The organism is Brachybacterium sp. AOP43-C2-M15 (assembly GCF_052446295.1).
Classification (GTDB): domain Bacteria; phylum Actinomycetota; class Actinomycetes; order Actinomycetales; family Dermabacteraceae; genus Brachybacterium.
Genome location: NZ_JBQSWB010000007.1, coordinates 65,430 through 90,249 on the forward strand (window position 1 = coordinate 65,430; position 24,820 = coordinate 90,249).

Annotated in this window: 17 protein-coding genes; 10 read left to right on the forward strand and 7 right to left on the reverse strand. The window is 70.4% G+C overall.

Annotated elements, in window-relative coordinates; all coding sequences use genetic code 11:
• Nucleotides 1-21: 21 nt before the first annotated feature.
• Genes ACT3SP_RS09180 through ACT3SP_RS09190 form a run of 3 tightly spaced genes read left to right on the forward strand, consistent with a single transcriptional unit; the run spans nt 22 to nt 8,495 of the window.
• A complete protein-coding gene (locus ACT3SP_RS09180; RefSeq protein WP_444586975.1) occupies nt 22-5,796 on the forward strand; it encodes a PKD domain-containing protein in 5,775 nt (1,924 codons plus the stop codon).
• A gap of 9 nt (nt 5,797-5,805) precedes the next feature.
• The gene (locus ACT3SP_RS09185; RefSeq protein WP_444586976.1) at nt 5,806-7,137 is read left to right on the forward strand and encodes a hypothetical protein; all 1,332 of its coding nucleotides are present in this window, start codon (nt 5,806-5,808) and stop codon (nt 7,135-7,137) included.
• Entirely contained in the window at nt 7,134-8,495 is a 1,362-nt protein-coding gene (locus tag ACT3SP_RS09190) for a polysaccharide biosynthesis tyrosine autokinase (RefSeq protein ID WP_444586977.1), read from the forward strand. The genes ACT3SP_RS09185 and ACT3SP_RS09190 overlap by 4 nt, the downstream gene beginning before the upstream one ends.
• Here ACT3SP_RS09190 and ACT3SP_RS09195 read toward each other — a convergent pair.
• A complete protein-coding gene (locus ACT3SP_RS09195) occupies nt 8,486-9,553 on the reverse strand; it encodes an acyltransferase family protein (protein WP_444586978.1) in 1,068 nt (355 codons plus the stop codon). The two genes, ACT3SP_RS09190 and ACT3SP_RS09195, sit on opposite strands and share 10 nt — an antisense overlap.
• 464 nt (nt 9,554-10,017) lie before the next feature.
• Here ACT3SP_RS09195 and ACT3SP_RS09200 point away from each other — a divergent pair, with 464 nt between their 5' ends.
• Nucleotides 10,018-11,037, forward strand: a complete 1,020-nt coding sequence (locus ACT3SP_RS09200; RefSeq protein ID WP_444586979.1) for a Coenzyme F420 hydrogenase/dehydrogenase, beta subunit C-terminal domain — start codon at nt 10,018-10,020, stop codon at nt 11,035-11,037.
• Between the two features lie 79 nt (nt 11,038-11,116).
• On the opposite strand, the gene ACT3SP_RS09205 is transcribed toward ACT3SP_RS09200, so the two are convergent.
• Genes ACT3SP_RS09205 through ACT3SP_RS09220 form a run of 4 tightly spaced genes read right to left on the reverse strand, consistent with a single transcriptional unit; the run spans nt 11,117 to nt 16,020 of the window.
• The gene (locus tag ACT3SP_RS09205) at nt 11,117-12,577 is read right to left on the reverse strand and encodes a lipopolysaccharide biosynthesis protein (RefSeq protein WP_444586980.1); all 1,461 of its coding nucleotides are present in this window, start codon (nt 12,575-12,577) and stop codon (nt 11,117-11,119) included.
• The gene (locus tag ACT3SP_RS09210; RefSeq protein WP_444586981.1) at nt 12,567-13,718 is read right to left on the reverse strand and encodes a polysaccharide pyruvyl transferase family protein; all 1,152 of its coding nucleotides are present in this window, start codon (nt 13,716-13,718) and stop codon (nt 12,567-12,569) included. The genes ACT3SP_RS09205 and ACT3SP_RS09210 overlap by 11 nt, the downstream gene beginning before the upstream one ends.
• Nucleotides 13,715-14,881, reverse strand: coding sequence for a glycosyltransferase family 4 protein (locus ACT3SP_RS09215; protein ID WP_444586982.1), 1,167 nt, complete (start codon nt 14,879-14,881; stop codon nt 13,715-13,717). The genes ACT3SP_RS09210 and ACT3SP_RS09215 overlap by 4 nt, the downstream gene beginning before the upstream one ends.
• A complete protein-coding gene (locus ACT3SP_RS09220; RefSeq protein ID WP_444586983.1) occupies nt 14,878-16,020 on the reverse strand; it encodes a DUF1972 domain-containing protein in 1,143 nt (380 codons plus the stop codon). Before ACT3SP_RS09220 ends, ACT3SP_RS09215 begins: the two co-directional genes overlap by 4 nt.
• A 268-nt stretch (nt 16,021-16,288) precedes the next feature.
• Between ACT3SP_RS09220 and ACT3SP_RS09225 the strand changes: the two genes are divergently transcribed.
• From ACT3SP_RS09225 to ACT3SP_RS09235, 3 genes are all read left to right on the forward strand, one after another.
• Nucleotides 16,289-17,950 (forward strand): ATP-binding protein, encoded by a 1,662-nt coding sequence (locus tag ACT3SP_RS09225; RefSeq protein WP_444586984.1) that lies wholly within the window; start codon nt 16,289-16,291, stop codon nt 17,948-17,950.
• Nucleotides 17,947-18,636 (forward strand): response regulator transcription factor, encoded by a 690-nt coding sequence (locus ACT3SP_RS09230; protein ID WP_444586985.1) that lies wholly within the window; start codon nt 17,947-17,949, stop codon nt 18,634-18,636. The genes ACT3SP_RS09225 and ACT3SP_RS09230 overlap by 4 nt, the downstream gene beginning before the upstream one ends.
• Nucleotides 18,637-18,778: 142 nt before the next feature.
• On the forward strand, nt 18,779-19,246 hold the full coding sequence (locus tag ACT3SP_RS09235) for a hypothetical protein (protein ID WP_444586986.1): 468 nt from the start codon (nt 18,779-18,781) through the stop codon (nt 19,244-19,246).
• Between the two features lie 125 nt (nt 19,247-19,371).
• Here ACT3SP_RS09235 and ACT3SP_RS09240 read toward each other — a convergent pair whose 3' ends face one another.
• Together ACT3SP_RS09240 and ACT3SP_RS09245 are read right to left on the reverse strand one after the other, a co-directional pair.
• Entirely contained in the window at nt 19,372-20,160 is a 789-nt protein-coding gene (locus tag ACT3SP_RS09240; protein WP_444586987.1) for a ferritin-like domain-containing protein, read from the reverse strand.
• A 1-nt stretch (nt 20,161) separates the two neighbouring features.
• Nucleotides 20,162-21,094 carry a hypothetical protein gene (locus ACT3SP_RS09245; protein WP_444586988.1) on the reverse strand — a complete coding sequence of 311 codons (933 nt, stop codon included), beginning with the start codon at nt 21,092-21,094 and terminating at the stop codon, nt 20,162-20,164.
• Nucleotides 21,095-21,227: 133 nt separating this feature from the next.
• On the opposite strand from ACT3SP_RS09245, the gene ACT3SP_RS09250 reads away from it, so the two are divergent.
• The 3 genes from ACT3SP_RS09250 to ACT3SP_RS09260 are packed head-to-tail and all read left to right on the forward strand — an operon-like array spanning nt 21,228 to nt 24,798.
• Nucleotides 21,228-23,153, forward strand: coding sequence for a hypothetical protein (locus tag ACT3SP_RS09250; RefSeq protein ID WP_444586989.1), 1,926 nt, complete (start codon nt 21,228-21,230; stop codon nt 23,151-23,153).
• Nucleotides 23,154-23,201: 48 nt separating this feature from the next.
• Nucleotides 23,202-23,777 (forward strand): hypothetical protein, encoded by a 576-nt coding sequence (locus ACT3SP_RS09255; protein WP_444586990.1) that lies wholly within the window; start codon nt 23,202-23,204, stop codon nt 23,775-23,777.
• Nucleotides 23,778-23,793: 16 nt separating this feature from the next.
• Nucleotides 23,794-24,798: a DUF4097 family beta strand repeat-containing protein gene (locus ACT3SP_RS09260; RefSeq protein ID WP_444586991.1), complete on the forward strand. Its 1,005-nt coding sequence runs from the start codon at nt 23,794-23,796 to the stop codon at nt 24,796-24,798.
• Nucleotides 24,799-24,820 lie beyond the last annotated feature (22 nt).

Here is a 24,820-nt window from a genome sequence, read left to right on the forward strand (position 1 = left end):
GTGCGAGAACCGGGGAACACGATGTTGCACAACGTAGGACAACTCCCGAGTGCGGCAGGACGCGCCCTCGCGCTCCTGCTCACGGCGGCTCTGATCGGCGTCGGCCTGACCGCTGTGGTCGGGCCGACGGCCCAGGCCGACGAAGCTCCGCTGCCCTCGCCACCGCCCCTGCTGCAGCGGGATGAGAACGTCGTCACCTCGGACCCGATCCCGACGGTCCAGATCGACAACGGGTACGTCTGGGCGCAGGCGACGATCGGCACCACGGTCTATGCCGTCGGAGACTTCGACAACGCGCGTGCGCCGATGGCCAATCCCGGGACGCAGCTCACCGCCCGTTCGAACGTGCTCGCGTACGACATCGAGACGGGGGCACTGCTTCCCTTCGCCCCGCAAGTCAACGGTGTGGTCAAGGCCGTCGCCGCCTCGCCCGACGGCAGCCGGATCTACATCGGTGGGTCGTTCACGTCGGTGAACGGGCAGACGAGATTCAACATCGCCGCACTCGACGCGACGACGGGCGAGCTGCTGTCCGACTTCAAGCCGTCTGTCGGGGGCACGGGGGTCTATGTGCTCGTCGCCCAGGGCTCGACCGTCTACGCAGGGGGACTCTTCACGCAGGGGAACGGCACGGCTCGGAAGAACCTCGCCGCCTTCAACGCGCCGAACGGTGCCCTCCTGCCCTGGGCGCCCGAGACGGACCTGCAGGTCGACGCGATGGTGGCGGACCCTGGCGGCGAGAAGATCATTGCCGGCGGCCGCTTCTCCCGAGTCAACGGCAACACCACCATGCGTGGTGCCGTGGCGCTCGACCGCAGCACGGGTGCTGTCGATCCGGACTGGGAGCTCGTCCAGACCGTCAAGAACGGTGCTACGACGGGAAAGGCAGGCATCTACTCGCTCGCCGCTGACGATTCCGCTGTCTATGGCACGGGCTGGGTGTATGCGGGCGTCACGATCGGCAACCTCGAGGGCACCTTCGCGGCGGAAGCCGATTCCGGCGAGGTCCGGTGGATCGCTGACTGTCTCGGTGACCATTACGGCGTCTACTCCACCGGGGAGACGGTGTACACCACGAGTCACACCCACGCCTGCTCGACGATGGGTCTCCACCCGGAGCAGAACCCTCGCGAGCATCGGTACGCCGAGGCCTACACCGCCGATGTGCGGGGAACCCTGGGCCGCAATCCCCACGCCGGCGGCACCTATCAGAACTGGGAGGGCACGCCGGCGCCGTCTGCCTATGCCTGGTACCCGGACTTCTACGTCGGCACGACCACGGGCATGGGCCAGGCCGGGCTCTCGATCACCGGAGTGGGGGACACGATCTCGATCGCCGGTGAGTTCCAAGGGGTGAACCAGGGTCGTTTCGAAGGCATCGTCCGCTTCTCCAAGAATCCACCCGATGGGGCGAAGGACGGGCCGCGGCTGTCCTCCACGGCGTGGCAGCCGTCGGCGAACTCCCAGGTCCCCGGGCGAGTCAGGGTCTCGATCCCGGCCAACTGGGACCGTGACGATCTGAATCTCACCTATGAGCTGCGGCGCGCCGGAACCAGTGCTCCCGTGGCGACCACGACGAGGGAATCCACCTGGTGGAACCGACCCACGGTGACACTCGAGGACGCCTCGGTTCCGGTCGGATCCTCTCCGAGCTACACGGTCGTGGCCCGGGACGGCGACGGCAACACCCGGACGAGTGCATCGGTCTCCGTGGACGTCGCTACCGGTACGGCCGCCGAGTACACGCAAGCGGTGCTCGACGACTCACCCCAGCTCTACTACCCGCTGGGCAGCACCATGCAGGACTGGGCGGGGGCGACTCCGGCCGTCGCAGGAAGCGGCGTCACCGCGCGAACGCCGGGCATCCCGAACTCCGCGACAGGCCACTCGGACGTCAACGGCACCGCCAACGGTCGGGTCGTGTCGAACGCGCGAGTGGACATCGGATCCGAGTTCTCCACCGAGCTGTGGTTCCGCACGACGACGAGTCAGGGAGGAAAGCTGATCGGCTATGGTGACGCCGCCTCCGGGAACTCCGGCAGCTACGACCGGCACATCTACATGCGCAATGACGGTCGCCTCGTGTTCGGCGTCTATCCCGGCGAAGTGCGCACCGTCCAGAGCTCCGATTCCTATGCCGACGGCCAATGGCACCATGCTGTCGCCACGCTGAGCAGCTCGGGCCAGCGGCTGTACGTCGACGGCACCCTGGTCGCGTCCGATCCGTCGACCACATCCGCACAGGCGTATCGCGGGTATTGGAGGATCGGAGGCGACAACCTCAGCGGCTGGACCAACCGGCCGTCCTCCGACTACTTCATCGGTTCGGTCGACGAGGTCGCCGTCTACGACCGAGCTCTGACGCCGGCACAGATCAGTTCGCACTACGCAGTGGGATCCGGGCTCGAAACCCCGAGCGCCTCCTTCGAGGTGTCCTCGGACGGCTCCGAAGTGTCCGTCGACGGCATCGCCTCCACGGCGGCCGGCGGGGCCACCCTCGTCGAGCACCGCTGGGACTTCGGTGACGGCAGTCCCGCCGTGACGGGCACGACAGCCGCTCACACTTACCAGGCCACAGGGACCTACACGGTGACGCTCACCGTGACCGACAGCAACGGTCTGCTGGCCTCGACCACCCGCGAGGTGTCGGTCCTCGGCCCGAACACTCCTCCCGAGGCCGCCTTCACCGTGGACACCCTCGGTCTGACGGCGACGGCCGACGGCACGGGCTCTGTCGACCCGGATGGCGCTGTCGTCTCCTACGAATGGGACTGGGGCGACGGAACCAGCTCGAGCGGCGCGGTGTCCTCCCACACGTACACCAGCGCCGGCGAGTACACGGTGACGCTGCAGATCACCGACGACCGTGGCGCGACGTCGGAGACCTCGCGCACCGTGACGGCCACCCACGAGGATCCGATCGCACGGTTCGTCACCACGGTCGGAGGGCTCGCCGTCACAGCGGACGCCGGGGACTCCACGGCCTCGGACGGAGCGACCCTCGAGTACTCCTGGGACTGGGGAGACGGCACGTCGTCGAGCGGGGTTGTCGGCACGCATACATATGCCTCCGACGGCGTCTACGAGGTCACCCTCACCCTCACCGACTCCTTGGGCGGGACCGACGAGACCTCCCAGTCCGTGACGGTGGCCGCAGAGGCGCTCGCCGCCTCCGACACCTTCTCCCGAACCGTCACCAGCGGGTGGGGTGCGGCGGATGCGGGAGGAACCTGGACTCCGGTCGGCGGCAGCGCCTCGGTCGCCTCCGTCGCGAACGGCACGGGGCGCATCGCTCTCACCCCGGGGAACGGTCGCAGCCTCGTCCTCCCCGAGACGTCGCTCGCTGAGAGCGGTACAGAGATCACCTACACGCTCGAGGGTGCACCGTCCACGGGCGCCGTCTACATCGGCACCGAATCGAGGTACGCCGCCGGCAGCAGTTACCGCACCATCGTCTTCCATCGCGCCGACGGGACGTCATGGCTGCTCATCCAGCGCAACGGCACGGTCATCGCCTCGTGGACGAGTGCCTCCCGATGGACAGCCGGCAGCTCGTTCCACCTGCGTTCCGAGGTCGTCGGTGGGGATCAACCCACCATACGGACCAAGGTCTGGGCCGACGGGACCTCAGAGCCCGCAGGCTGGCAGCTCGAGACCACGGACTCGGCGGCCAACGCACTGACTGGTTCCGGTGCCTCCGCGGTGTATGCGTATCGTGCCGGCACGGCGACAGGTGCTGCCCCGATCACCGTGGACAACTACCGGTTGAGGGACCTCAGCGGACCGCAACAGGAAGCCCCGAACCAGGCACCCGTCGCGTCGTTCACGGCCTCCGTCTCCGGGAGATCCGTCACGGTGGACGCCGGCGGCTCGACGGATGCGGATGGATCCATCTCGGCATTCGCCTGGGACTTCGGTGATGGCGCGACGGATTCTGGTGCGATCGCGACACATGAGTACCAGACGCCGGGTTCCTACACCATCACGCTCACGGTGACCGACGACGACGGTGATACGCACTCCACCGCGACCACGCTGGTCGTCACCGAGGACGTCCTCGCGGCCTCCGACACCTTCGAGCGTTCGAGCACCGCTGGCTGGGGCACCGCAGACATCGGTGGTGGCTGGGCCGTCACGGGCGGCTCCGCCGCAGTTGCCCAGACCGCCGGCGGTACCGGTGTGCTGACGCTCCCCGCCAGCAGCGGACGAAGCATGGTCCTTCCGGGCACGGAACTGCTCGACAGCACGTCCTCCATCACCTATACACCCACGGGCGCCCCGTCGACCGGTGCCCTGTACGTCGGGATCGAGTCGCGCTACAGCGGCGGGAGCATCTACCGCTCCACGGTGTGGCACAGGGCTGATGGCACGGTATGGCTGCTCGTCCAGCGCCGTGGTGCAGTGATCGCGTCCCAGCCGCTGACCGGCCGTTCCTGGGGAGCCGGGGACACCTTCCGGCTGAAGACCGAGGTCTCCGGTGGCGAGGATGTCACGATCCGGGTCAAGCTCTGGAATGACGGCACGACCGAGCCGTCCTCCTGGCAGCTGGAGACCACCGATCAAGCGGGCACTGCCGAGACCGGATCGGGCTCCGTCGGTGTCTACGGGTACCGGGCCGGAGGCGGTACAGGGCAGCCTCCGATCCGGTTCGACGATCTCAGAGCACAGGATCTGGCCGACCAGCAGGGCGCCGAGCTCCGAACCGCCCAGGAGGAGGAGCCCGCCCTGGGCACGGCCGAGTCAGCGGCCCGCGGCTCGAAGTCGGCTCCTGACCCCGAGGACCGGGTGACGGCGGACAAGGCTCCGGTGGAGGAAACTGAGACCGAGCCCGCTGACAAGGATGAGCCCGCTGATGAGGCCGGTGCTACGCACCAGCAGGGGTCCGAGACGACTCCGGACTCCGAGGAAGGCTCCGCGCCCGCGAGGACTGCGGAAGCGGCGCCCGATCCTGAGCCGGTTCCCGACTCGGAGCCGGGATCCGGCCAGGATTCCGGCGGTGTCGCCGAGGCGGACCCCGAGCCTGCGCCCGAGGCGGATTCTGAACCCGCCGAGGAGGACGCGTCGGCGTCCGCACCCGGGGCCGAGCCGCCCGCAGAGGAGGAGTCGGGGCCTGTGACGGAGCCCGGTACCGGGTCCGACCAACCGGAGGAAGCCGATGAGCACTCCGGCGCCGAAGAGCTCCCGAGCGACGACTTCGAACGGGACGACGCCTCGAGCTGGGGACGTACCGCGCAGGGCGATACCTGGAACGTGAAGGATCTCCCGGGGTCGGCTGCGACGGTTCAGGACGGGGCCGGGCGCCTCGATCTGCATGCCGGTGATGCAGGTCGCGTGATGTTGGACCCGGCATCCTTCGAGGACGGCGTCCTCGACGCCGAGTTCAGCGTCGATGCGGACAACGAGGTCGACGGCACCGAGATCGGGGTCGTCGCCCGCGCGACGGAAGCCGGTGAGTACCGGGTCGTCGCGCACGTCGGCCCGGACGGCGCTGTGACCCTGCAGCTCAACGCGGGAGACGAAATGCTGACCTCCCGGGTGGTGGAAGGGCTCCGGCTCGAGGCCGGCACGCTCTACACGCTCCGGGTGGAGGTCACCGGATCCTCGCCGACCACGGTGTCGGCAAAGATCTGGGAGAGCGGCGCCGAGGAGCCTGCCGACTGGCAGCTGGTCGCAGACGACGACAGCCCTGGTCTCCAGGCGGAAGGCAGGATCGGGGTCTCCGTCGGTCGGGATGAAGGGGCGACGACTCCCGCGACAGTCGTCGTCGAACGGTTCGAGGCGGTGGCTCCCGAATAGGATTAGTTCATGACCATTGGTGCGCCGAGTGCGCTGCTGGCGCTCGGCGCACTGGCGGCGGTGGTGATCGTCCTGTTCTGCCTGAGAGCATTGCCCAGAGCCGGCTTCGCGCTGTGGGCGTCGGTCGCCTTCCTGCTCCCGGTCTGGGTGGGCGTCGCCGTGGGTTTTCATTGGCCGGCGATCATCGCGCTCACCGTGCTCCTCCTGGTGGCCAACGCCCACAAGGTGCCTCTGCACCCGGCGGATGGTGTGATGGCCGCCTTCGTGACGCTGGTTCTCGGCCTTCGTTTCCTGGGCGGCGTGACGCTCGGCGAGACCGTCACTGCCGTGACCGAATGGGTGATCCCGTACATCTGGGGCCGAATACTGCTGGCACGGGTGAGCACGCAATGGGTGACCTCGGTCGTCACGGTGCTCGCAGCGCTCGCCGCAGTCCTCGCCTTGATCGAGTTCGCGACCTCGTTCAATCCTTTCGTGCTGATCCCCGGCTCGGAGCCCTTGCATTCATCGTGGAACACCCTTCAGGAGCGTGGGGGCATCCTGCGCGCCGAGGGCGCCTTCGGGCACTCGATCGCTCTTGGTGCCACGCTCGCCATGAGCTCCGCATTCGCCGTCGCCGCCCCGTGGCGCACCGCTCCGAAGATCCTCGCGATCTGCCTGATCGCAGCGGCGACCGTCGTGACATTCAGTCGAGCGGGTCTGATCACGCTCGTGCTGACGGCAGTCCTGTCGATCTGCCTGCTCCACGGAGTGTCGCGTCGTTTCCGCGTCGTGGTCGTCGGCGCGGGAGCTATCGGCGTCCTCGTCGCCCTCCCTGTGATCAATGCTGTTCTCGGTGCGGCGGGGGACGAGGCCGAGGGGAGCGCCGGGTACCGAACCGATCTCCTCGTCCTCCTCGAGCAGGTCCGTCCCTTCGGCAATGCCGGGCAGTGGCAGACGCTGGTCACCGGCGAGTATTACCTCGGATACTTCGCGCGATCGATCGACAACGCGTTGATGTTGACCCTGCTCAGATACGGTGCGGTCCCTACGGCTCTCGCCGTCGCAATAATCGTCAGTGCAGCATTATTGGTGCTGCCCCGGAACAGTCGAAACCCCGCGGCGATCGCCGTGGCGGGGCAGCTGCCGAGCCTGGTCGTCGTCGCTCTCATCACGCAGTACGGTGCAATTTTCTGGTTCTGCGTCGGTCTGGCTCTATCGTGGCCGTGGGCCCGTTCCGCAGGGGCGGACGACGAGCCGTCCGGCACCGTGGGCGGGGAGATGTCGGACGCCCGCAATGGGGCGACACTGAGTGAATCGGCGACTGGGGGAAGTCGCCGTGTCAGAAGAGGGGAAATGTGACGGAGCATAAATTGTCCTTGGGGTCGATGATCTCTGCAGTCCGGAAGTTCTGGTGGCTGGTGGTGGTGCTGGCGGTCAGCGGCGGGATTTCGTCCTTCGCCTATGCGGCGACGCAGACCCCGATGTACCAGGCGACGTCGTCCTTGCACTTCGCGCTGGATCAGGGAACCTCGGCCGTCGACCTGAACCAGGGGTCCGCATACACCCAGAGCCAGATGCTCTCGTACGCCCAGCTGGTCCGAGGGTCGCGAGTGCTCGAGCCGGTCATCGAAGAGCTCGAGCTGGAGACCACCCCCCGGGAACTGGCGGAGTCGATCGAGGTGACGATTCCTCAGGACACGGTGACCATGAACATCACCGCGACGACTCCAGGACCGCAGAGCTCCGCGGAGCTCGCCTCGGCCATCAGCGATCAGCTGATCGCAGAGGTGCAGGAGATCGCCCCGAAGAACCCCGACGGCGGATCGACCATCACCGTGGTGGTGTACGACGATGCGGTCGCACCGCAGTTCCAGTCGTCCCCGGACAAGAGGACGGACACGCTGCTCGGGTTCGCCGTGGGCGTTGTGGTCGGGATCGCGGCGGCGCTACTGATCTCGGTCCTGGACACCAGGATGCGCACCGAGGAGGAGCTCGCAGACGCCACCGACCTCCCCGTGCTGGGGGTGATCTCGAGGTCGCCTCTGCTCGCGCAGCGATCGATCGCGATGATCCAAAAGAGGCTCAGCAGCACCACGGAGGAGTACCTGCGCATCCGAACAGCGCTGAACTACGCGAACGTCGTCTCCACCGTGAAGGTGCTCCTGGTCACCGCCTGCAAGCCCGGCGAAGGGAAATCGACGGTCTCGGTCAATCTCGCCATGGCGCTCGCCGGTGAGCACGACTCGGTGCTCCTGATCGATGCGGATCTGCGGCGCCCCCGAGCCCACGAGTACGCGGGCATCGACGGCTCCGTCGGTCTGACCAACGTGCTGTCCGGAGAAGTCGACCTCGATGTGGCGTGCTACCGGTTCGCCGGAACTGGGCTCGACCTGCTTCCTGCAGGGACGATTCCGCCGAATCCTGCTGAACTGCTGACATCGACCAGGATGGAAGAGCTGGTCACCGCGATGTCAGAGAGGTATAGCTATGTCATCATCGACTCGCCGCCGGTCCTCAGCGTGGCCGACGCGAACCTGATCAGCCCCCTCGCGGACGGGGTGCTCCTGGCCATCGACGCGCGGAGGACCCGGCGATCCTCGCTGGCCAAGACCACGAAGGTTCTCGAGGGTGCGGGGGCACGCGTTCTCGGAACCGTGCTCAACCGGGCAAAGCCCGAACGTGCCCGTGAGGGGTACTACGCGGAGGATCAGGGCTGATCGACCCTGTCCGGGCCTGCGGTGGAAGCCGCGGCGGGGACCCTGGTCGATGCCCGCGCCGGCCGCAGCATCCAGGTCATCGCGGTGGTCACCCCTGCGGCAAGGGCGTCGGGCGCCTGGAAGAGCCAACGTGCCGGGGGCACGGACTTCCATCGCGCGAGAAGCGAGCCGACCGCCAGTGCTGCCACGAGATTCACCGCCGCCAGCACGAGCGCCCCCCAGGTGGACAGCGCGCTCTGGGATATCAGTGCCATGACTGGGAAGTGGCTGACGTAGAAGACGATCGACGAGCGCCCGAGGGCCTCCAGGCCGCGCCGTGCGAAGCCCTCAGGAAGCGCCGCTGAATAGGTCCCGACCAGCGCCAGCGCGCCGGCGATGCTGAGGGGGGCACCCCAGATGAGGTACTGCAGCGCATCAGGACGGGCCACCGACGCCGCGCCGAACGCAATGGCCGGCAGCGCGAGCAGCACGGTCCATCGTGGTCGTGAAAGGCGCTGGACGAGGTCAGGGAACCTCGCCAACCAGTGCCCTCCGAAGAAGAAGATCGCGAAGTATGCCATTCGCTGCTCCATCGACCCCGGTTCCAGAAGCAGTCCGCCGGCGATGGCGATGACGATCGGCACCCAGGCCGGAAGGCGTCGCAGCAGAGGCGCTGCGATGTAGTAGATCCCGATGAAGAACAAGAACCACAGGTAGCTCGTCGCGTACCACGCACGCCAGTGCCACCACGGCAGTCCGGCCATGTCCAAGAAGGTCAGCTTCGCGATGACTACCCAGATGAGATAGGGCCACAACACCATCGCGATCTTGCCGACGAGGTAGCGGGGGAGCGGCTTGCGCAATGAGCGACCGAGGAGCATGCCGGACAGGAGCATGAGCGTAGGCATCCGGAAGGGCAGGAAGAACGCGTTGGCGGAGCGGACGATCTCCGGCATCTCCACGCCGAACAGCACCGGGACCGCACTCGCGTGCCACAGGAGCAGCAGGAGGATCGCCGTCCCCCGGACGGCATCCATCCAGGTCATTCTGGTCTGGTCGGTCAGTACCGTCGTCGACATCGGGTGCCCTGCCTTCGGAGGGTGCCGGATCGGAGGCGCGCACCGAGATGGTCGTGGGCGACCGGCACAATCGTCGTCCATCACCGATGGATCGCCGACCCATCGTAGCAAAACGGGCATAACGGGCGGTAGGATCGTGACGCCCCGGAACAGGGGCTCTACGGAGGTGTTGAGTGTCCGCGCCTCGGATCCCACGGCGCTGCTCCGCAGCCCCCGTCGGATCTCATCGTGCAGATGGCGTCACTGGAAGAGGTGCATGAGTGGGCAAGACGCTCGACGGTGCGATCGACGAAGTCGTCGCGGGAGGAGCCTGCAGCGGATGCGGTGCTTGCTGCCTGATCGATCCAGGACTGTCCATGGCGATGGGGCCGGACGGATTCCTCCGCCCGGTGCGGCGTGATCCGACACGTGCCGCTGGCAGCTCGGGTCTCGACGAGTTCACGCGGGTCTGTCCTGGTCGTGTCGTGTCCTCTCCTCACCCGCGTGGTGCCGAGCGGCATGCCCAGCTGGGCTCCTACCTGGAGTCCTGGGTGGTCTGGGCGGCCGATCCGGACGAGCGGCACCGCGGTGCCAGCGGCGGAGTGCTGACCGCCCTGTCCGCGTGGCTCACGGAGACCGGGCGCGTCAACCGCGTGATCGGTGCGGGTCCCGCGGAGGACTCGCGGAGAACCGTCTCGGTCACGATCACTGATCGGGAGACCGCCCTGGCGTCTGCCGGTTCACGGTACGCACCGGTCGCGACCCTCGCGTCGCCGGACGTGCTCGACTCCGACGGGGCCGTCGTCGCCAAGCCGTGCGAGGCGAGTGCTCTGTCCCGTCTGGCTGAAGGGCGCGACCTGCAGGAGCGTCCTCTGCTGCTGTCGTTCTTCTGCGCGGGGACCCCGAGCCAGAAGGCGACGGACGACCTCGCCCGCGAGCTCGCAGGGGCCGACGACACACAGGTCAACGCCCTGCGCTATCGAGGTTGCGGATGGCCCGGGGACTTCACCGTCACCACGGACGAGGGCGAGTACCGCACCGACTACCGGACCTCCTGGGGCGACAAGCTGGGTCCCAGCATGCAGTGGCGCTGCAAGATCTGCCCCGACGGTGTGGGCGAATCCGCGGACCTAGCCGCCTGCGACTACTGGGAGACCGACGCCGCCGGCTACCCGCTCTTCGAAGAGGGTGATGGGCGGAGCGGTCTGCTGGTGCGCACCGAGCGAGGGCGTGAAGTCCTCCATGCTGCCCTCGAGGCGGGGGTGCTGGTCGGAGAACCTCTCGAGGCAGGGAAGATCGCTGCCGTCCAGCCCGGTCAGACCTGGCGTCGCGCCAATCTCGCGGGCCGTCTGCTCGGAGCGCGGCTCGCAGGCGTGCCTGTTCCCCGATATCGAGGATTTCCTCTGGTGCGCCTTGCCTTCGGAGATCTCCGCCAGAGCCTTCGCTCCGCACGGGGGTCGTGGCGGCGGGCACGGTCCTCGATGTCGCGCCGCCGTCGACCATGACGCTGCTGCGAGGGGTCGCAGCGACGCGGCGCGCCGGAGATCTCCGTGCCGCTTATCGTCCCCGCATGCACCACTGACGTCAGTTCGCGGAGCGATGCCGGAGCAGGCCCACCGTCTCCTTTAGGACGCGGGCATCCCGACGGAACGCGGGAACCGTGAGAAGCGCACCGAGCATCGCCAGAACCACACCGCACACGATCGCAATCTCCGCCAGAGCCGGGAGAGGCGGCAGTGCGGCGACGACCACCGCGGCCATGCCCGCAGACAGTCCGGAGACGCCGATGATGCGCAGGGCGCCTGCGTACAGGGAGCGGGTGGGGACGTCTGTCACCCGTGACAGCCATGCGAGGGAGATCGGCCAGGCGATCCACGGCGCGATCGCGAAACCTATGGCCACACCGACCACACCCCATTGCGCGCCGATCACCACGCAGAGGACCTTGATCGCGCCGGTGACCATCGAGTACCGGAACAGTGAGGCGCTCAGACCTCGCACCACGTAGACCCAGTACCCGACGTAGGCGAGATTCCTGGCGATCCCGGCGAGCGCGAAGAGCTGCAGGAGTGGCACAGCCGCAGTCCATTGCTCGCCGAGCAGCAGTACGGTGAACGGCTCAGCAGCCACGGCCACGGTGGCGAGGCCCAGTGAGATCGGATACCCGAGCGCAAATTGCCCCCTCACGATGTATGCCGAGAAGCGAGGGCGATCCTCTTGGATCTTCGCCAGGATCGGCACCGCGACTTGCGTGATCGGGGATTGAATTTGGCTGAGTGGGGTGACCACCAGTTGGTAGGCGCGGTTGTAGAGCCCCAGCGGGCTGGCGCCGTGCACCACGCCGACGACAGCAGTGTCCACATTGCTGGTCGCATAGGTGACCAGCTGGGACAGCACCAGATTCCCTCCGAAGCGCAGGAAGGATGCCATCGGCACGCCGCGCCGGGGGAGACCGGGCAAGTGCCGCACTCCGAGGAAGACGCCGATCAGCACAACGAACGCTTGGGTGATCTGTTGGGCGACCAGCGCCCAATATTCCCAGCCGAGAAGTGCGCTGAGGAGTGCGACAGCGAGAGCGAACGCCGCAGCGAGAACGTCCACTCCCGCGAGCCATCGGAATCGCAGGCCTCGCACGATGAGCGCTCGGTACTGGGTGGTCGCACCGTTGAGCAAGAAGACGACCGACATCGCGCGGGCGATGCCGTACACCTCTTCCTGGTCGAGGAAAGCGGCTAGCGGCCCGGCCAGTCCGAACAGCAGAGCGGCAAGTAGCAGCCCGATCGCACTGTTGATCCAGAACAGGTTCCCGCTCTGCGCTCGCGACAGTTCCGGCGCTCGTACGGCTGCGGAAGACAGTCCGAAATCTCGGAAGATCTCCCCGACGCCGATCAGCACAGCGACGATCGCGATCAAGCCGTAGTCATGTGGGCTGAGCAGCCGAGCTAGAGTAACGACGCTCAAGAACTGGAGCAGGATGCGCATGCCTTGGCCGGTGAGCATGACCACCGACCCGCGTGCCGCAGTTGCTGCGAGGCTACCGGCCATCGGTGCCCTGCAGCGAAGTGAGCCTTGGCTCGCGAGCTGCGTTGACGTGTCGCAGCAGCTCCACTGCGGCGTCCAAGCTCGCTCGTCCACGGGCGGCGGCGGCATGTGCTGTGGCCGGATCGGCACTCGCGACGGCAGCGGCGATCCCCTCCGGCAGCGTCTGTGGGTCATCGCTCCGGAGGTCGAAGCCTGTCTCCCAGCCCACCGACTGCAGGAGCGGCGCGAACTTCCGCGAGTAGGCCAGAGGCACGGCCGGCACGCCGACGGAGAGCGCGTTCAGGCAGGCGTGCATCCGGGAGCCGATCAGGACATCGGCGCCCGCGATGGTCGTGCGGACGTCGTCCAGCCCTGTCGGCACCACCACCTCGAGCTCACCGCCCAGCTCTGCGGCGAGCTCCTTCACCACGGGAACGTCGTTGTCCGGGTCAGGGGAGTCGAGAACATGGGCGAGCAGCGTCACCTCCCGTCCTTCCGCGCGGAGCACGGCGATCGTCTCCCGGATGATTCGCTGATACGACTGTGCGTCGACGTGGGGGTTCTCGTTCCACAGCAGGCCGCTCACGTTGAGCAGCACGTCGAAGGACCGCTCGGGAGCCGGGGGCTCGATCGCGAATGCGAGGTCTGCGGTCATGAGGTCCGCCGGCCGCCCCAGCTCGTCCGCTGCGCGGGCGCTGTCGGGGTCCCGCGCGAGAACCGTCGTGGAGCGGTGCAGTGAGCGATGCGCCAGGGCGCGGCCTCGCCGGGTGCCGAAGGGCCCGATCGTCTGCGGGGCCATCACCACGGAGGCTCCGGCCTGCGTCGCGAACTCGTGCACGAGGCTCATCGTCAGATGCCGGCCGACCCCGTAGATGTCCGCGAAGCTGTCTCCGGATCGGGTGTCCCAGACGAGATCGAATCCCGCGAAGAACTCCTGCATCCCGAATCTCGGAACGACCCTCTCGCGCAGGAGCGACCGCGGGCGTCCCCAGGGCACCTGCGGGGGCCGCGCGCCGTAGTTGGCGAACACGAGCTCGACGTCCGGGTGGAGGCGGCGCAGGAGATCCCGCGAGCCTCGCGCGAGCGCGGCGACGCCGAGATTCGGTGACGACTCCGCCGCCCAGAGGACGAGGACGCGCGGCGCGTCGGTCGGTGTTCCACTCATGACGTTCTCTCCGTGAGGTCGCCGGGCGACGTCCCTGCGGTGCAGGCACGGGCGATCGCGGCGCGATAGACGTGGGGTGCATGGCGCCGCAGCGCTCGCTTGCGGCTTGCGGGAAGGTCCTCGACGATGAGCGGCCAGAGATCGGCGATCTCGACGAGGGCGTCGGCGATCGACTGGGCGTCGTCGGGTCTCACCAGGCGGCTGGTCGGGTAGCCACCTGCTGCCTCCCGCAGTCCGCTGGAGTTGCTCGCGACGACCGGGCGCTGAGCGAGGATGCCTTCCACTGCAGTATTGCCGAAGGGCTCGTCAGTCCTGGACGGCACCAGCAGGATGTCCGCCTGCGCGAGGAACGGCCAGACCTCGGTATGGAAGCCGGCGAACTCGACCTCGGTCTCGCCATCGGCGGCCTGCTCGCGCAGCTGGTCCTCGTACCACTCGTACCCGGCGAACGCGGTGCCCAGCAGCGTGACCTTCGTGTGCCGTCCGCGTCGGTGCAGCAGCTCGGCGGCGTCGAGGACGAGATCCACGCCCTTGCGGGGGGACAACCGGCCCATGTACAGCAGCCGCAGAGCGCCCTCGAGGGGTTCGCGCGGAGGCGTCGAGTGGGAGGGCGAGGCGACCCCGTTGTAGACGACCTCGGAGCGCCTGGCGAGGGCGGGGAGCGCCCAGCGGATGGTCTCCTGACTGAACTTGCTGTTGACGAGGACGCGCTGCGAGGCGAGGTGGGGGAGATAGAGGAGCCTGTTGATCCAGCGGCTGCCGGATCTCTCCGCCTCGTGGACATGGCTGATCGACCGGGCGCCGCGAAGGCGGGCGAGGAGGGGCCACTGAGGGATGATGATGGTGGAGACGTACACGGCCGCGGGCCGTCGACGGCCGAGCATCCGCCAGGCGGCGACGAAGCCCTGCAGCGCGGTGCGCAGAAGCATCGGCCATCCGCGCGGCGTGAGCAGCTGCTTGCGGAGCACGAGCATCGGCACGATCTCCACGGGAGCGCCCATCTCGGTCAGCTCGGAGACCAGCGGTCCATCGGAGGGGAGCGCGACGGTGACGTGGAAGCGGGCTTCCTGCAGCCCTTTCACGCTCTCCAGGAGCATCCGGTCCGAGCCGAACAGCTCGGCTCCGGGGTGGACGACCAGCACGGACCTCGAGTTCCGCCTCATCCGGCCCACTCGTCCTCTCGTCGCCGGGCACGGCGCGCGGCACCGTGGATGGAGCCGCCGCCGGCGAGACGCTGGGCGAGGTCCTCGTACGCGGCGGCGACGTCGTCCCAGCGGAACCGACGGCCGACGGTCTCGCGGCACTGGCGCCCGAGGGCCTCGACGGCCTGCGGGTCGCTCTCGGCGTCGAGGAGTGCGGTGCTGACGTCCCCGGGGGAGCGGAAGAACCATCCCCGGTCTTCCAGCACCTCCCTGTTGAAGCCCGCGTCGAAGGCGATCACCGGGGTGCCCGCCCCGAGCGCCCGCAGGAGCGAGGGATTCGTCCCGCCGACGCTGTGGCCGTGCACGTAGGTGAAGGCGTGGGCGTACAGGGCGTCGAGCAGGGTCTGGTCGTAGACGCCCCCGAGCAGTCGGATCCGCGGATCGCCGGCGGCCGCCTCGTGGATGGAGCGGGTGTATGCGGCGCTGTACGGTGCCGATCCGACGACCACGAGGGGGCGCTCTGCGGCGCTGCGTCGGAAGCCCTCCACGATCTCCAGGACATGGTTCTCCGGCTCGAAGCGTGCCACCACGAGGTGGTAGCCGCCGGGCTCGAGCCCGGCGTCCCGGATCCCCTCCTCGGGCGCGCCGTCGAGGAGCGGTGCTCCGTAGCGGATCAGCTCGGTGGGTGCATCGAACTGGTGCCGGTAGTAGTCGGCGATGCCGGGGGCGTCGGCGATCAGCGCGTCGGCATGCCGGACTCCGTACTGCTCGGCCCAGCGGTAGTAGGCGCGCCCTCGACCGTCCCATTTCGCGCGCTTCCACTCGAGTCCGTCCATGTGCAGCGCCACCGGGATGCGCGCCGTGCGGAGCAGGGGGAGGAAGGGGGCGTTGGCGGCGTTGAAGAGGAAGGCGGCGTCGGGCCGTTCGCGCACCAGCAGATGGACGCTCGACAGGGCGCTGTGGCTGAGGGTCTCGAGCTGCTTCTGCGGGAGGGCGGGGAGGTGGACGATCTCCATCCCCAGATGCTCGCGACGGCGGTCGTCGGAATGGCGCGTGTACACGACGACCCGGTGTCCGCGGGAGACGAGACGGCGACCCACCTCCTCCACGGCGGTCTCGAAGCCGCCGTAGGCGGCCGGCACACCTCGCGTGCCGACCATGGCGATCGTGAGGAGGCGCGACGGGGACGGGGTGAGGTCGGACGCCGACGAAGGACGGTCCGAGGCTGAGGCCTCGCGTCCGCCCCGTGAGGGTGAAATGTCCGTTTTGTCGAGCATTGCTCAAATCTAGGCCGAATCGCCCTCCAGGTCCAGCGCTGACCGCGGAAGTCACTGCTGCCGATCCCGAGATGCCGTTGCTCTCCTGCCCGCGCCGGGCGAGGGTCGCGCCCCGCGCCCGCCCCGCTCTCCGTCGCCTACCATGCGCATCATGGCCACGCCCCGCCCCCGCGACCGCATCGCCGGGCTCATGACACGGAGATCCTCCGTCCGTCTGCGGGTGCTGACCACGATGCTGGCCTTCATGGCGGTGGGCCTGGCGGTCACCGGTCTGCTCACCTACGCTGCGCAGTTCCGCGCCCTGGACCAGCGGGTCACCGCCGAGCTGTGGCAGGAGTACGACGAGCTCACCCTGATCGCCGAGAACACGGAGGCGGACGGCACCGCGTTCCACACCACGGTGGACAGCGTGCTGCTGCACGCCACCGACTCCGCCGCCCCCTCGGACCACGAATCCGTCGTCACCTTCCTCGACGGCGCCCCTCTCTACCAGCCGCGCCAGCAGGACTACGCCCTGATCCCGGACGACTCGCAGGAGTCGGACCGGATCCGTCGGGAGCTCCTGGACGCCCACCGCCCCGGCTCCGCGGAGATCGTGCCGCTCGAGGCGCACGACCGGCACCTGCGGGTGCTGGTCGCCTCGGTGAACGTCGAGGGGGACGACGCCCAGGGTGTGTTCGTGGTCGCCAACGACATCGGCGCCCAGCGCGCGGACCTGTGGCGGAGCGTGCTGATCTTCGCCGCGCTGTCCGTGGTCGCGCTGCTGATCGCCGGCTGGGTGGGCTATGCCGTCACCGGTCGCCTGCTGCGCCCCCTCGAGGACCTCCGCGCGGCCACCGAGCAGATCACGGTCGACGATCTCGAGCACCGGGTGCCGGTCCCCGAGGAGCGCGACGACGTCTCCGCGCTCGCGCAGAACTTCAACCGCATGCTGGAGCGCATCCAGGAGGGCTTCGCCGAGCAGCGCCGCTTCATGAGCGACGTGGGCCATGAGCTGCGCACCCCGCTGACGATCGTGCGCGGCACGCTGGAGACCACGGACGTCGAGGACGTCCAGGATGTGCGCGAGTCGCGGGAGATCGCGCTCGAGGAGCTGGACCGGATGGGCCGCGTCGTCGGCGACCTCTCGGAGCTGGCGGCCTCGGCGCGACCGGACTACGTGCGACCGCGACCCCTGGACCTGGCGGCCTTCACCCGCTCCGCCTTCGCGCGCATCGAGCACATCGCCGAGCGCGAGTGGATCCTCGAGCGCACCGCCGATGTGGTGGCGGACGTGGACGAGCAGCGCCTCGCCCAGGCCGTGGTGCAGCTCGCCGCGAACGCGGTGCGCTACAGCGAGGAGGGCAGCCGGATCCGCTTCGGCGTGGATCGGGTGCTGGGCCCCGACGGCCCCGAGATCCATGTGACCGTGCAGGACGAGGGCGTCGGGATCGCCGAGGAGGACCAGCAGCGCATCTTCGAGCGCTTCACCCGGGTCGACTCCAGTCGCGGCTCGGGCACGGGGCTCGGACTGCCGATCGTGCGCGCGATCGCCGAGGGGCACGGCGGGGCGGTCCGCCTGCGCTCCGTCCCGGGGGAGGGCTCGACCTTCACGATCGTGCTCCCGCAGAGCGCCCACCGGCCCCCGACGGCGGAGGGCGCCGCCGGGCAGGACGCTGCGGGGGACGCCACCGCCGGGCAGGAGCGGGCGCGGACGGCGCACGACGCCGACACAGCAGCGCACGATGCCGATACCGGGGCACGGGATACTGAGGGCCGGGAGAGCATCTCCGCCGCGGACGAGACCCCTGCACGACGGAAGGACGACGGATGAGGATCCTGATCGCCGAGGACGAGGCGCGCATCGCCCGCTTCATGGAGCGAGGGCTGACGGCCAACGGCTTCGCCTCGACCGTGGTCGAGGACGGCATCGCCGCTCTCGACCTCGCCTCCAGCGGCGACTTCGACCTGCTGATCCTGGACGTGGGCCTGCCACGGATGGACGGCTTCCAGGTGCTCGACGCCCTGCGCGGGATGGACGTGCAGATCCCGATCCTCATGGTCACCGCCCGCACCGGGGTGGACGACACCGTGCAGGGCCTGGAGGGCGGGGCCAACGACTACATCGCCAAGCCCTTCCGCTTCGAGGAGCTGCTGGCCCGGGTGAAGCTGCGCGCCCGGGAGGCCGCCGCCGGTGCGGGATCCGCCAGCGCGGACGTGCTCGAGCTCGGCGACCTCTCGCTGGACCTTCGCACCCGGGTCGCGCGCTGCAGCGTGGAGGGCGAGCACCGCTCGGTGGAGCTGTCCTCGCGAGAGTTCACGATGGCGCGCGTGTTCCTGGAGAACCCGCAGCAGGTGCTCACCCGCGACCTGCTGCTGTCCAAGGCGTGGGGATACGACTACGACGGCGCCTCGAACGTGGTGGACGTGTACGTGGGCTACCTGCGCAGCAAGCTCGGCCCGTCCCGCATCGTCACCGTGCGCGGCGCCGGGTACAAGCTGGTCGACCCCGCCGCATGAGCACCGACGCCCCGGCTCACCACGCCGTCCCGGCCCGTCACGCTCTCCCGGCGCGCCGCGCCGCCGCCGGTCAGCGCGTACATGAGAGTCCTCTCATGACGCGCTCACCGGCATCTCATCCCGGGAGGCGAGGATGCCGGGCATGAAGACCGTGCGCGCCCTCGGGATCATCGCACTGATCGCCCTGGCGGCGATCGGTCTCGCGGTGCTGCCCCCGGCCGACGACCTCTCCGAGGCCCGGCCCGGCATCGCCGTCGGGAGCGGCTCGGACGGGACCGACGGCGCGTCCCGGAGCGCCGGCGGCGAGGACGGGCAGGGCATCGCGCTCCCGTCCGCCACCGCCGGGCAGAACCCCCGCAGCGGCGCCCCGCCGGCCGACGGCTCGGGGACCGTGGAGCCGGAGCCCACGCAGGACCCGCAGACCCCGGCCGCCCCGCCCCGCACCGGCTCCGGGAGCACGGGCGGGGAGCAGTCCCGGCCCTCCGGCGTCTGCGAATGGGACGACGGCGAGCTCGAGTGCGACGACGACGACGACGATGACGACGACGATGACGATGACGATGACGATGACGATGATGACGACGACGATGACGACGATGACGACGATTGATCGCGCCGCCCGGTCACTCTGACCCTGCAGGGGGCCTGCGGTGAGCGCCGGCCGTGAGAGCAGGCCGTGAGCGCCGGCTGCGAGCGCCCGTCGAGCAGCGCCCCGACGGATCGTCGAGCAGCTCCTCAGGCGGGGATGCCCAGGCGGGCGAAGGCGTTGCGGAAGATGGTCAGACCCTCCAGGCCGGGCAGCTTCTGGATCCGCTTGTCGAGCTTGTCCAGCTCGTCGGACCTCCCGGCGAAGAGATGGTCCATGACGTGCACGACCTCGGACTCGTCCATCATCCCGCTGCCCACGGGCTTCCACACCCGCCCCATCACCAGGCGCACGATCCTCTGCGCCGCCTCGGAGGCGAGCAGGCGCTCACGGCCCTGGGTGGTGTAGAAGGCGACGTGACGGGTCTCCTGCTGGGCGATGCGCTTCAGCAGCGGCGAGAGCACCGGATGGTCGGTGAGCGCGGAGAGGCGGCGGTACGCGGCGACGGCGGAGAGCTCGTTGGCCGCGCCCCACACCATGTGCACGGCCACGAAATCGGTGCCCGCGAGGTTGGAGAGCACCGACTGCTTGAGCGGGCCCAGCGCCCCCACCCAGCCGAGCTTGACCCGCTTGGCCTTGATCTCGTCGTAGTCGACCACGATGCCGTGCCGCTCCAGCACCTTCGACAGCGCCTCGCCGTGCCAGAACTCCTCACGGTTCCACATGGTCATGAAGCCGCCGGCGTCCTCCTCGCGGTGCGAGGGGGTCACCAGCAGATCCCTCAGGAAGCAGGACGTGTGGTACTCGACGTCGCACATGTAGCGCAGGGAGCGGAGGGTGGCTGCGTCCAGCGGCTCGCTCTCGAAGCGCGCGAAATCCAGGTCCTCGTACTTGACGGGGACCGAGGATTCGGCGAACTTGTCGAGGTCGAAGGCCATGTCACTCTCCGGTGCGAGGCAGCGAGCCGAGGTAGGGATCCGGGAGATCGGGCCCCGGCAGCAGCCGGGTGATCTCGTACCGGGCGCGGCGCAGCGCGGCACGGTCCTCCGCCGTCGCGCCGAGCACCGCCAGCGCGGGGCGCAGGTCCGGATCGACGATACCCCCGCCGTCCAGGGGCGAGTCCAGGGAGAGCAGCACCCGGGCAGTGACCGCCTCACGGCGCGAGCGGGTGATGCGAGCGATCGCCTCGGCGGTGAAGAAGTCGACGGCGGCGTCGTGGCGGGCGCTCACCGTGTCGACCACCCGGCGCGCCTCACCGGGGAGACGGCGGGAGACCGCGGCGAGCGCCGCCTGCAGCGAGGCCTCCTGGATCGCCATCCTGGCCATGTGCCCTGCGGCCACGGCCTCGCCGGCCAGACCGTTCCACAGCGGGGTCAGCAGCGGCTGCAGGCGGTCCACGTGGACCCGGCGCAGCGCGCGCAGGGGATGCAGGGAGTGATGGGGGCGGGGCCGGTCCACCGGGTGGTCGCCCGTGAGCACGTCGCGCAGGGCTCGGGACTGCCAGAAGCGGTCCACCAGCCAGGTCGCGAGGAAGGCCGTGATCCGGGCCTCGTCGCCGGTGGCGGTGGCGAGCATCGCCCTCGATTCGGCGAGCGCCGAGGACTCCCACCGCTGCAGCACCCCGAGGGCGAGGCGCAGGTCACCGCTCAGCGGCTCCTGGGAGGCGAGCAGCGCGGTGTCGACCTCGAGACGGGCGGAGCCGCGGTGCACGTACGCGTCGACGTCGAAGCCGGTGCGCAGCACGGGCCGGACGGTCCGATCGAAGTGCAGGTGCCCGGCGTAGGGGCCCGTCTCCGGCATCGAGGCGTGGGGGTCCGGTGCCGGAGGCGGGGATGCGGCGGACGGCGCGCGGACGCTCAGGTCGACGGGCACCGGCCACCTCCTTCCCCGGGATGCTCGGGAGGGCGCCGCGAGGTGCGGGCTGTCCCGGGAGGACCTCGGTCATTGTACGGAGATGCGCTGGCCGTGGGCGGAGCGGCGGCCGCTTGGTAGGTTTCCCTCTGTGATGACCTCCGGTGCCGCCTCGCTCCCGTCCGCGGGCAGCGACGGCGCCGGGGCCGACCTGCCGGATCTCGACCGCCTGCGCGTCGCGCTGCGTCCCGCGGAGCTGCCGCTGCCCCGTCCGCACGGGGTGCGCGAGGCCGCCGCCCGCGTGAGCGATCTCATACACGCCGAGCGGCGTCGGGAGGCACGGGCCCTCGCCGAGGAGTTCCGCGACCGGCCCGCTCCGCCCGAGGACCGCTGTGCGCTGCTGCGCGCGGCCCTGCAGGGAGCGACGATCACGGCCGACCCCGAGCAGGTGCGGCGCGATGCCGCCGACCTGGTCTCCGTCCTCCATCGCAGCGGCCACGTCGAGCAGGCGGCGGCCACGGCGACCGTGCTGCTCGAGCGGGAGCCGACGGAGGGGCGCTCCACCGCGGCGACCCGCGCCGCGCTCGCGGAGGCCGCCGCGCCCCGCGCCGCGCCGCGCGGACGGCGTCGCGGGAACAGCCCGCAGGTCTCGCCGGAGATGCTCGCCGTGGTGCGCGCCCTCGCGCTGTCCTCGTCGGCCGGGACCGCCCGCGGGAGCGACCCGCGCCGTGCCCTCGGCCCGCTGCGCGCCGCCCTGAGCGCGCTGCCCGCCGTGCGCGAGCGCCTGCTGGTCGATCCCGAGCCGGAGCTGCGGCTGCGGCTCGCCCAGACCCTCGAGGCGCTGGGCGACGAGGCCGGCGCGACCACGGCCGCCCTGGACGTGCTCGAGCTCCTCGAGGGGCGCGCCGCAGGGGTGCCCGCCGCGGAGACACCTGCCGCGAAGACGCCTGCCGCCGACGGGCTCGCGGGGGATCCCTCGTCGGATCCGCGGCCGGGCCCCTCGCCGGATCTCCCGTGGGACCTCCCGTCGTCCCCTGCGCCGGACCCGGCCCGCACCGAGACCGCCGCCCGCGCGGTGTTGGCCCGCACCCTCGTCGCCGAGCATCCCGTGGATGCGGCCCACCATGCGATCGACGCCCTGGACACCCTGCACGACGTCGAGGACCCGCCGCTGCGGATCGGCCTGATCACCGCCCTGCTGCAGGCGCTGATGACCGCCGGCGCCACCCGCCACGCCACCTTCACCGCCGGTCGCCTCGCCTCCCTCCAGCGCACCCTGGCCCGCGACGCCCAGCGCACCGCCCCGCTGCTCGCCGTGGCCGCCCAGCGGCTGCAGGCCGAGCGCTTCGAGGCCGCGATGGTGCCGCTCGAGCAGGCCCGACGCATCGCCCGCGAGCACCGTGACCATCGCGCCCTGCTCGAGGCCGCACGGCTGGGGGCGAGCATCCACGAGCGCACCGGCGCGGGGGAGGAGTCGCTGCGGGAGCTGCGCCGACTCGCCGCCGAGGCGCGCTGGCTCGCCGACGACCTCGACACCACGGCCGCCGCGCGGGCGGAGCTGATCCGCACCGAGCTGGGCGCGAACGCGCTGGTGCTGCGCCGTGGACTGGACCTCGGGCGGCTTGCGACGGTGGTGGAGGCGGCGAGGGAGATCGAGCGCCGCACCCGGGACGACGGCGGGTCGCCGCTGCCCGCGGAGCTGCGGTGGGACCACCGGGTCGATGCGCGGGTCGGGCTGTTCATCGCCACCGGCGACGCCCTCGCCCGCGGCACCGTCGGGGTGGAGGAGGACGCGTACGAGGCGCGGCGTCGCGAGGCGCAGCAGGCGGTGGACGAGATGCCGCCCGGGCACGACGAGCGCGCCCGCTACTGGGCCGCCTACCTCGACGACCGCCACGCGCACCTGCTGGCCGAGCGCGGCCGCGGCACCCCGGCGCGGAAGGCCGCCCGGCGCGCCCGCGACGGCTGGGCCCACCTCGGCATGGACGAGGACGCCGCCCGGGTCGTGGCCCTGCTGGAGACCCTGCAGGAGAGGCGGCACGGGTCCGTGCGGGGGTCGGAGCCGGCGCAGGAGGGTTGACGCCAGATCGCTCTTGACGTGACGCCAGAGTGACGTCACCATGAAGTCATGGATCTGAGAAGCCTGACCCGCTCCGTGCAGGAGCAGCTCGCCGCCGGCGCGGCCGTCGGCGACGAGTCGACCCGGCGCGCCGCCCAGCTGCTCTCCGTCTCCCTCGAGCCGGCCCTGCGCCTCGCTCTCCAGGAGGCGGTGGGCCAGGTCGCCGCCGAGGTCTCCGCCGACCTCGCCCCGGGCCGCGTCGACCTCGCCCTCGTCGGCGGCGAGCTCACCGTGCAGGTGGTGCCGCCGCCCACGGCGCCGGCCCCGGCCGCGGCGCCTGCCCCGCCCGCGGTGCCCACCTCGGCCACGGCGCCCACCTCGGCCTCCGCGCCGCAGCCCCCGCCCGCACCGGCGGGCCCCGCACCCGAGGAGGAGCAGGCGGAGGCCGGCACCGCCCGGGTGACCTTCCGCCCGCCGCAGCCGCTCAAGGCCCGCCTCGAGCGCGCCGCCGCGGAGGAGGCCCTGAGCCTGAACACCTACCTGGTGCGCGCCCTGAGCGCACACCTCGACCAGCCCGCCCCCGCCCCCTCGCCCGCCCCCTCGTCCGTCCATGGCGCCGGCCGCACCAGCGGCTGGTTCCTCTGAACCCCGGGAGATCCCGATGTCCGAGCAGTCAGCCCCGTCAAGCCAGTCAGCCCAGTCAGCCCAGTCAGGCCCGTCAACGCCGTCGGACCGGTCCTCGCAGGACGCAGGGCCCACCGTCCACGAGTTCACCGCCGCCGGCCCCATCGATGCGAACATCCAGAACCTCCGCGGGAGCGTCACCCTGCGCGCCGAGCAGGGCACCGCCGTGCGGGTCGAGCTGCGTCCGCACGGAGCCGCCGGACGGGAGCTCGTCGAGCGGATGAGGATCCGCTTCGACGGCGACCGGCTCACCGTCGACGCTCCGGCCGAGGAGGCCCAGCGCTTCGGCGGGAGCCTCAGCGACCTGTTCTCCGGGAGCTCTCGCGGCGGGTCCTGGTCCGATCGGCTCGCCGAAGGGGTCCGCTCCGCGCTGCGCGGCGCCGAAGGGCTCGTCGGCGAGATCGACCTCGTGGTCGTGGTCCCCGCCGGGTCGCGGGTCGTCCTCCACGACGGTGCCGGAGACGTCACCGTCCGCGGCGCCCTGGCCCGGCTCGAGGCCCGCACGGGCACCGGATCCCTGTCCCTCGAGCGCGGCGCCGAGGAGGTCTCCCGGCTCACCACGGGCACGGGGGACATCGCCGTGGGTCCCGCGCCCGGTGCGATCACGGCGACCACCGGCACCGGCGACATCCTGCTGGGCCCCGCCGCCACGACGGTCGCCGCGACCACCGGCACCGGCCGGATCGACCTCGCCCGGACGGGCGACGCGGTCTCCGCCACCACCGGGGCCGGCGACATCCTGATCCGGCGCGCGGACTCGGGGACGGTGCGGGCGCGCAGCGGACTCGGCGACGTGACGATCCGCGTCGCCCCCGGCACCGCCGCCCACCTCGATCTCGCCACCGGCTTCGGCGACCGCGACGTGCGGCTCACTCCCGCCGACGGCGCCGGAGGGGCCGAGCGCACCCTCGAGATCGAGGCGCGCTCCGGCAAGGGGGACCTGCACGTGCTGCGCGCGGAATCGGAGCCCTCCGCGCGCTGACACCGCGGTCCCCCTGTCGTAC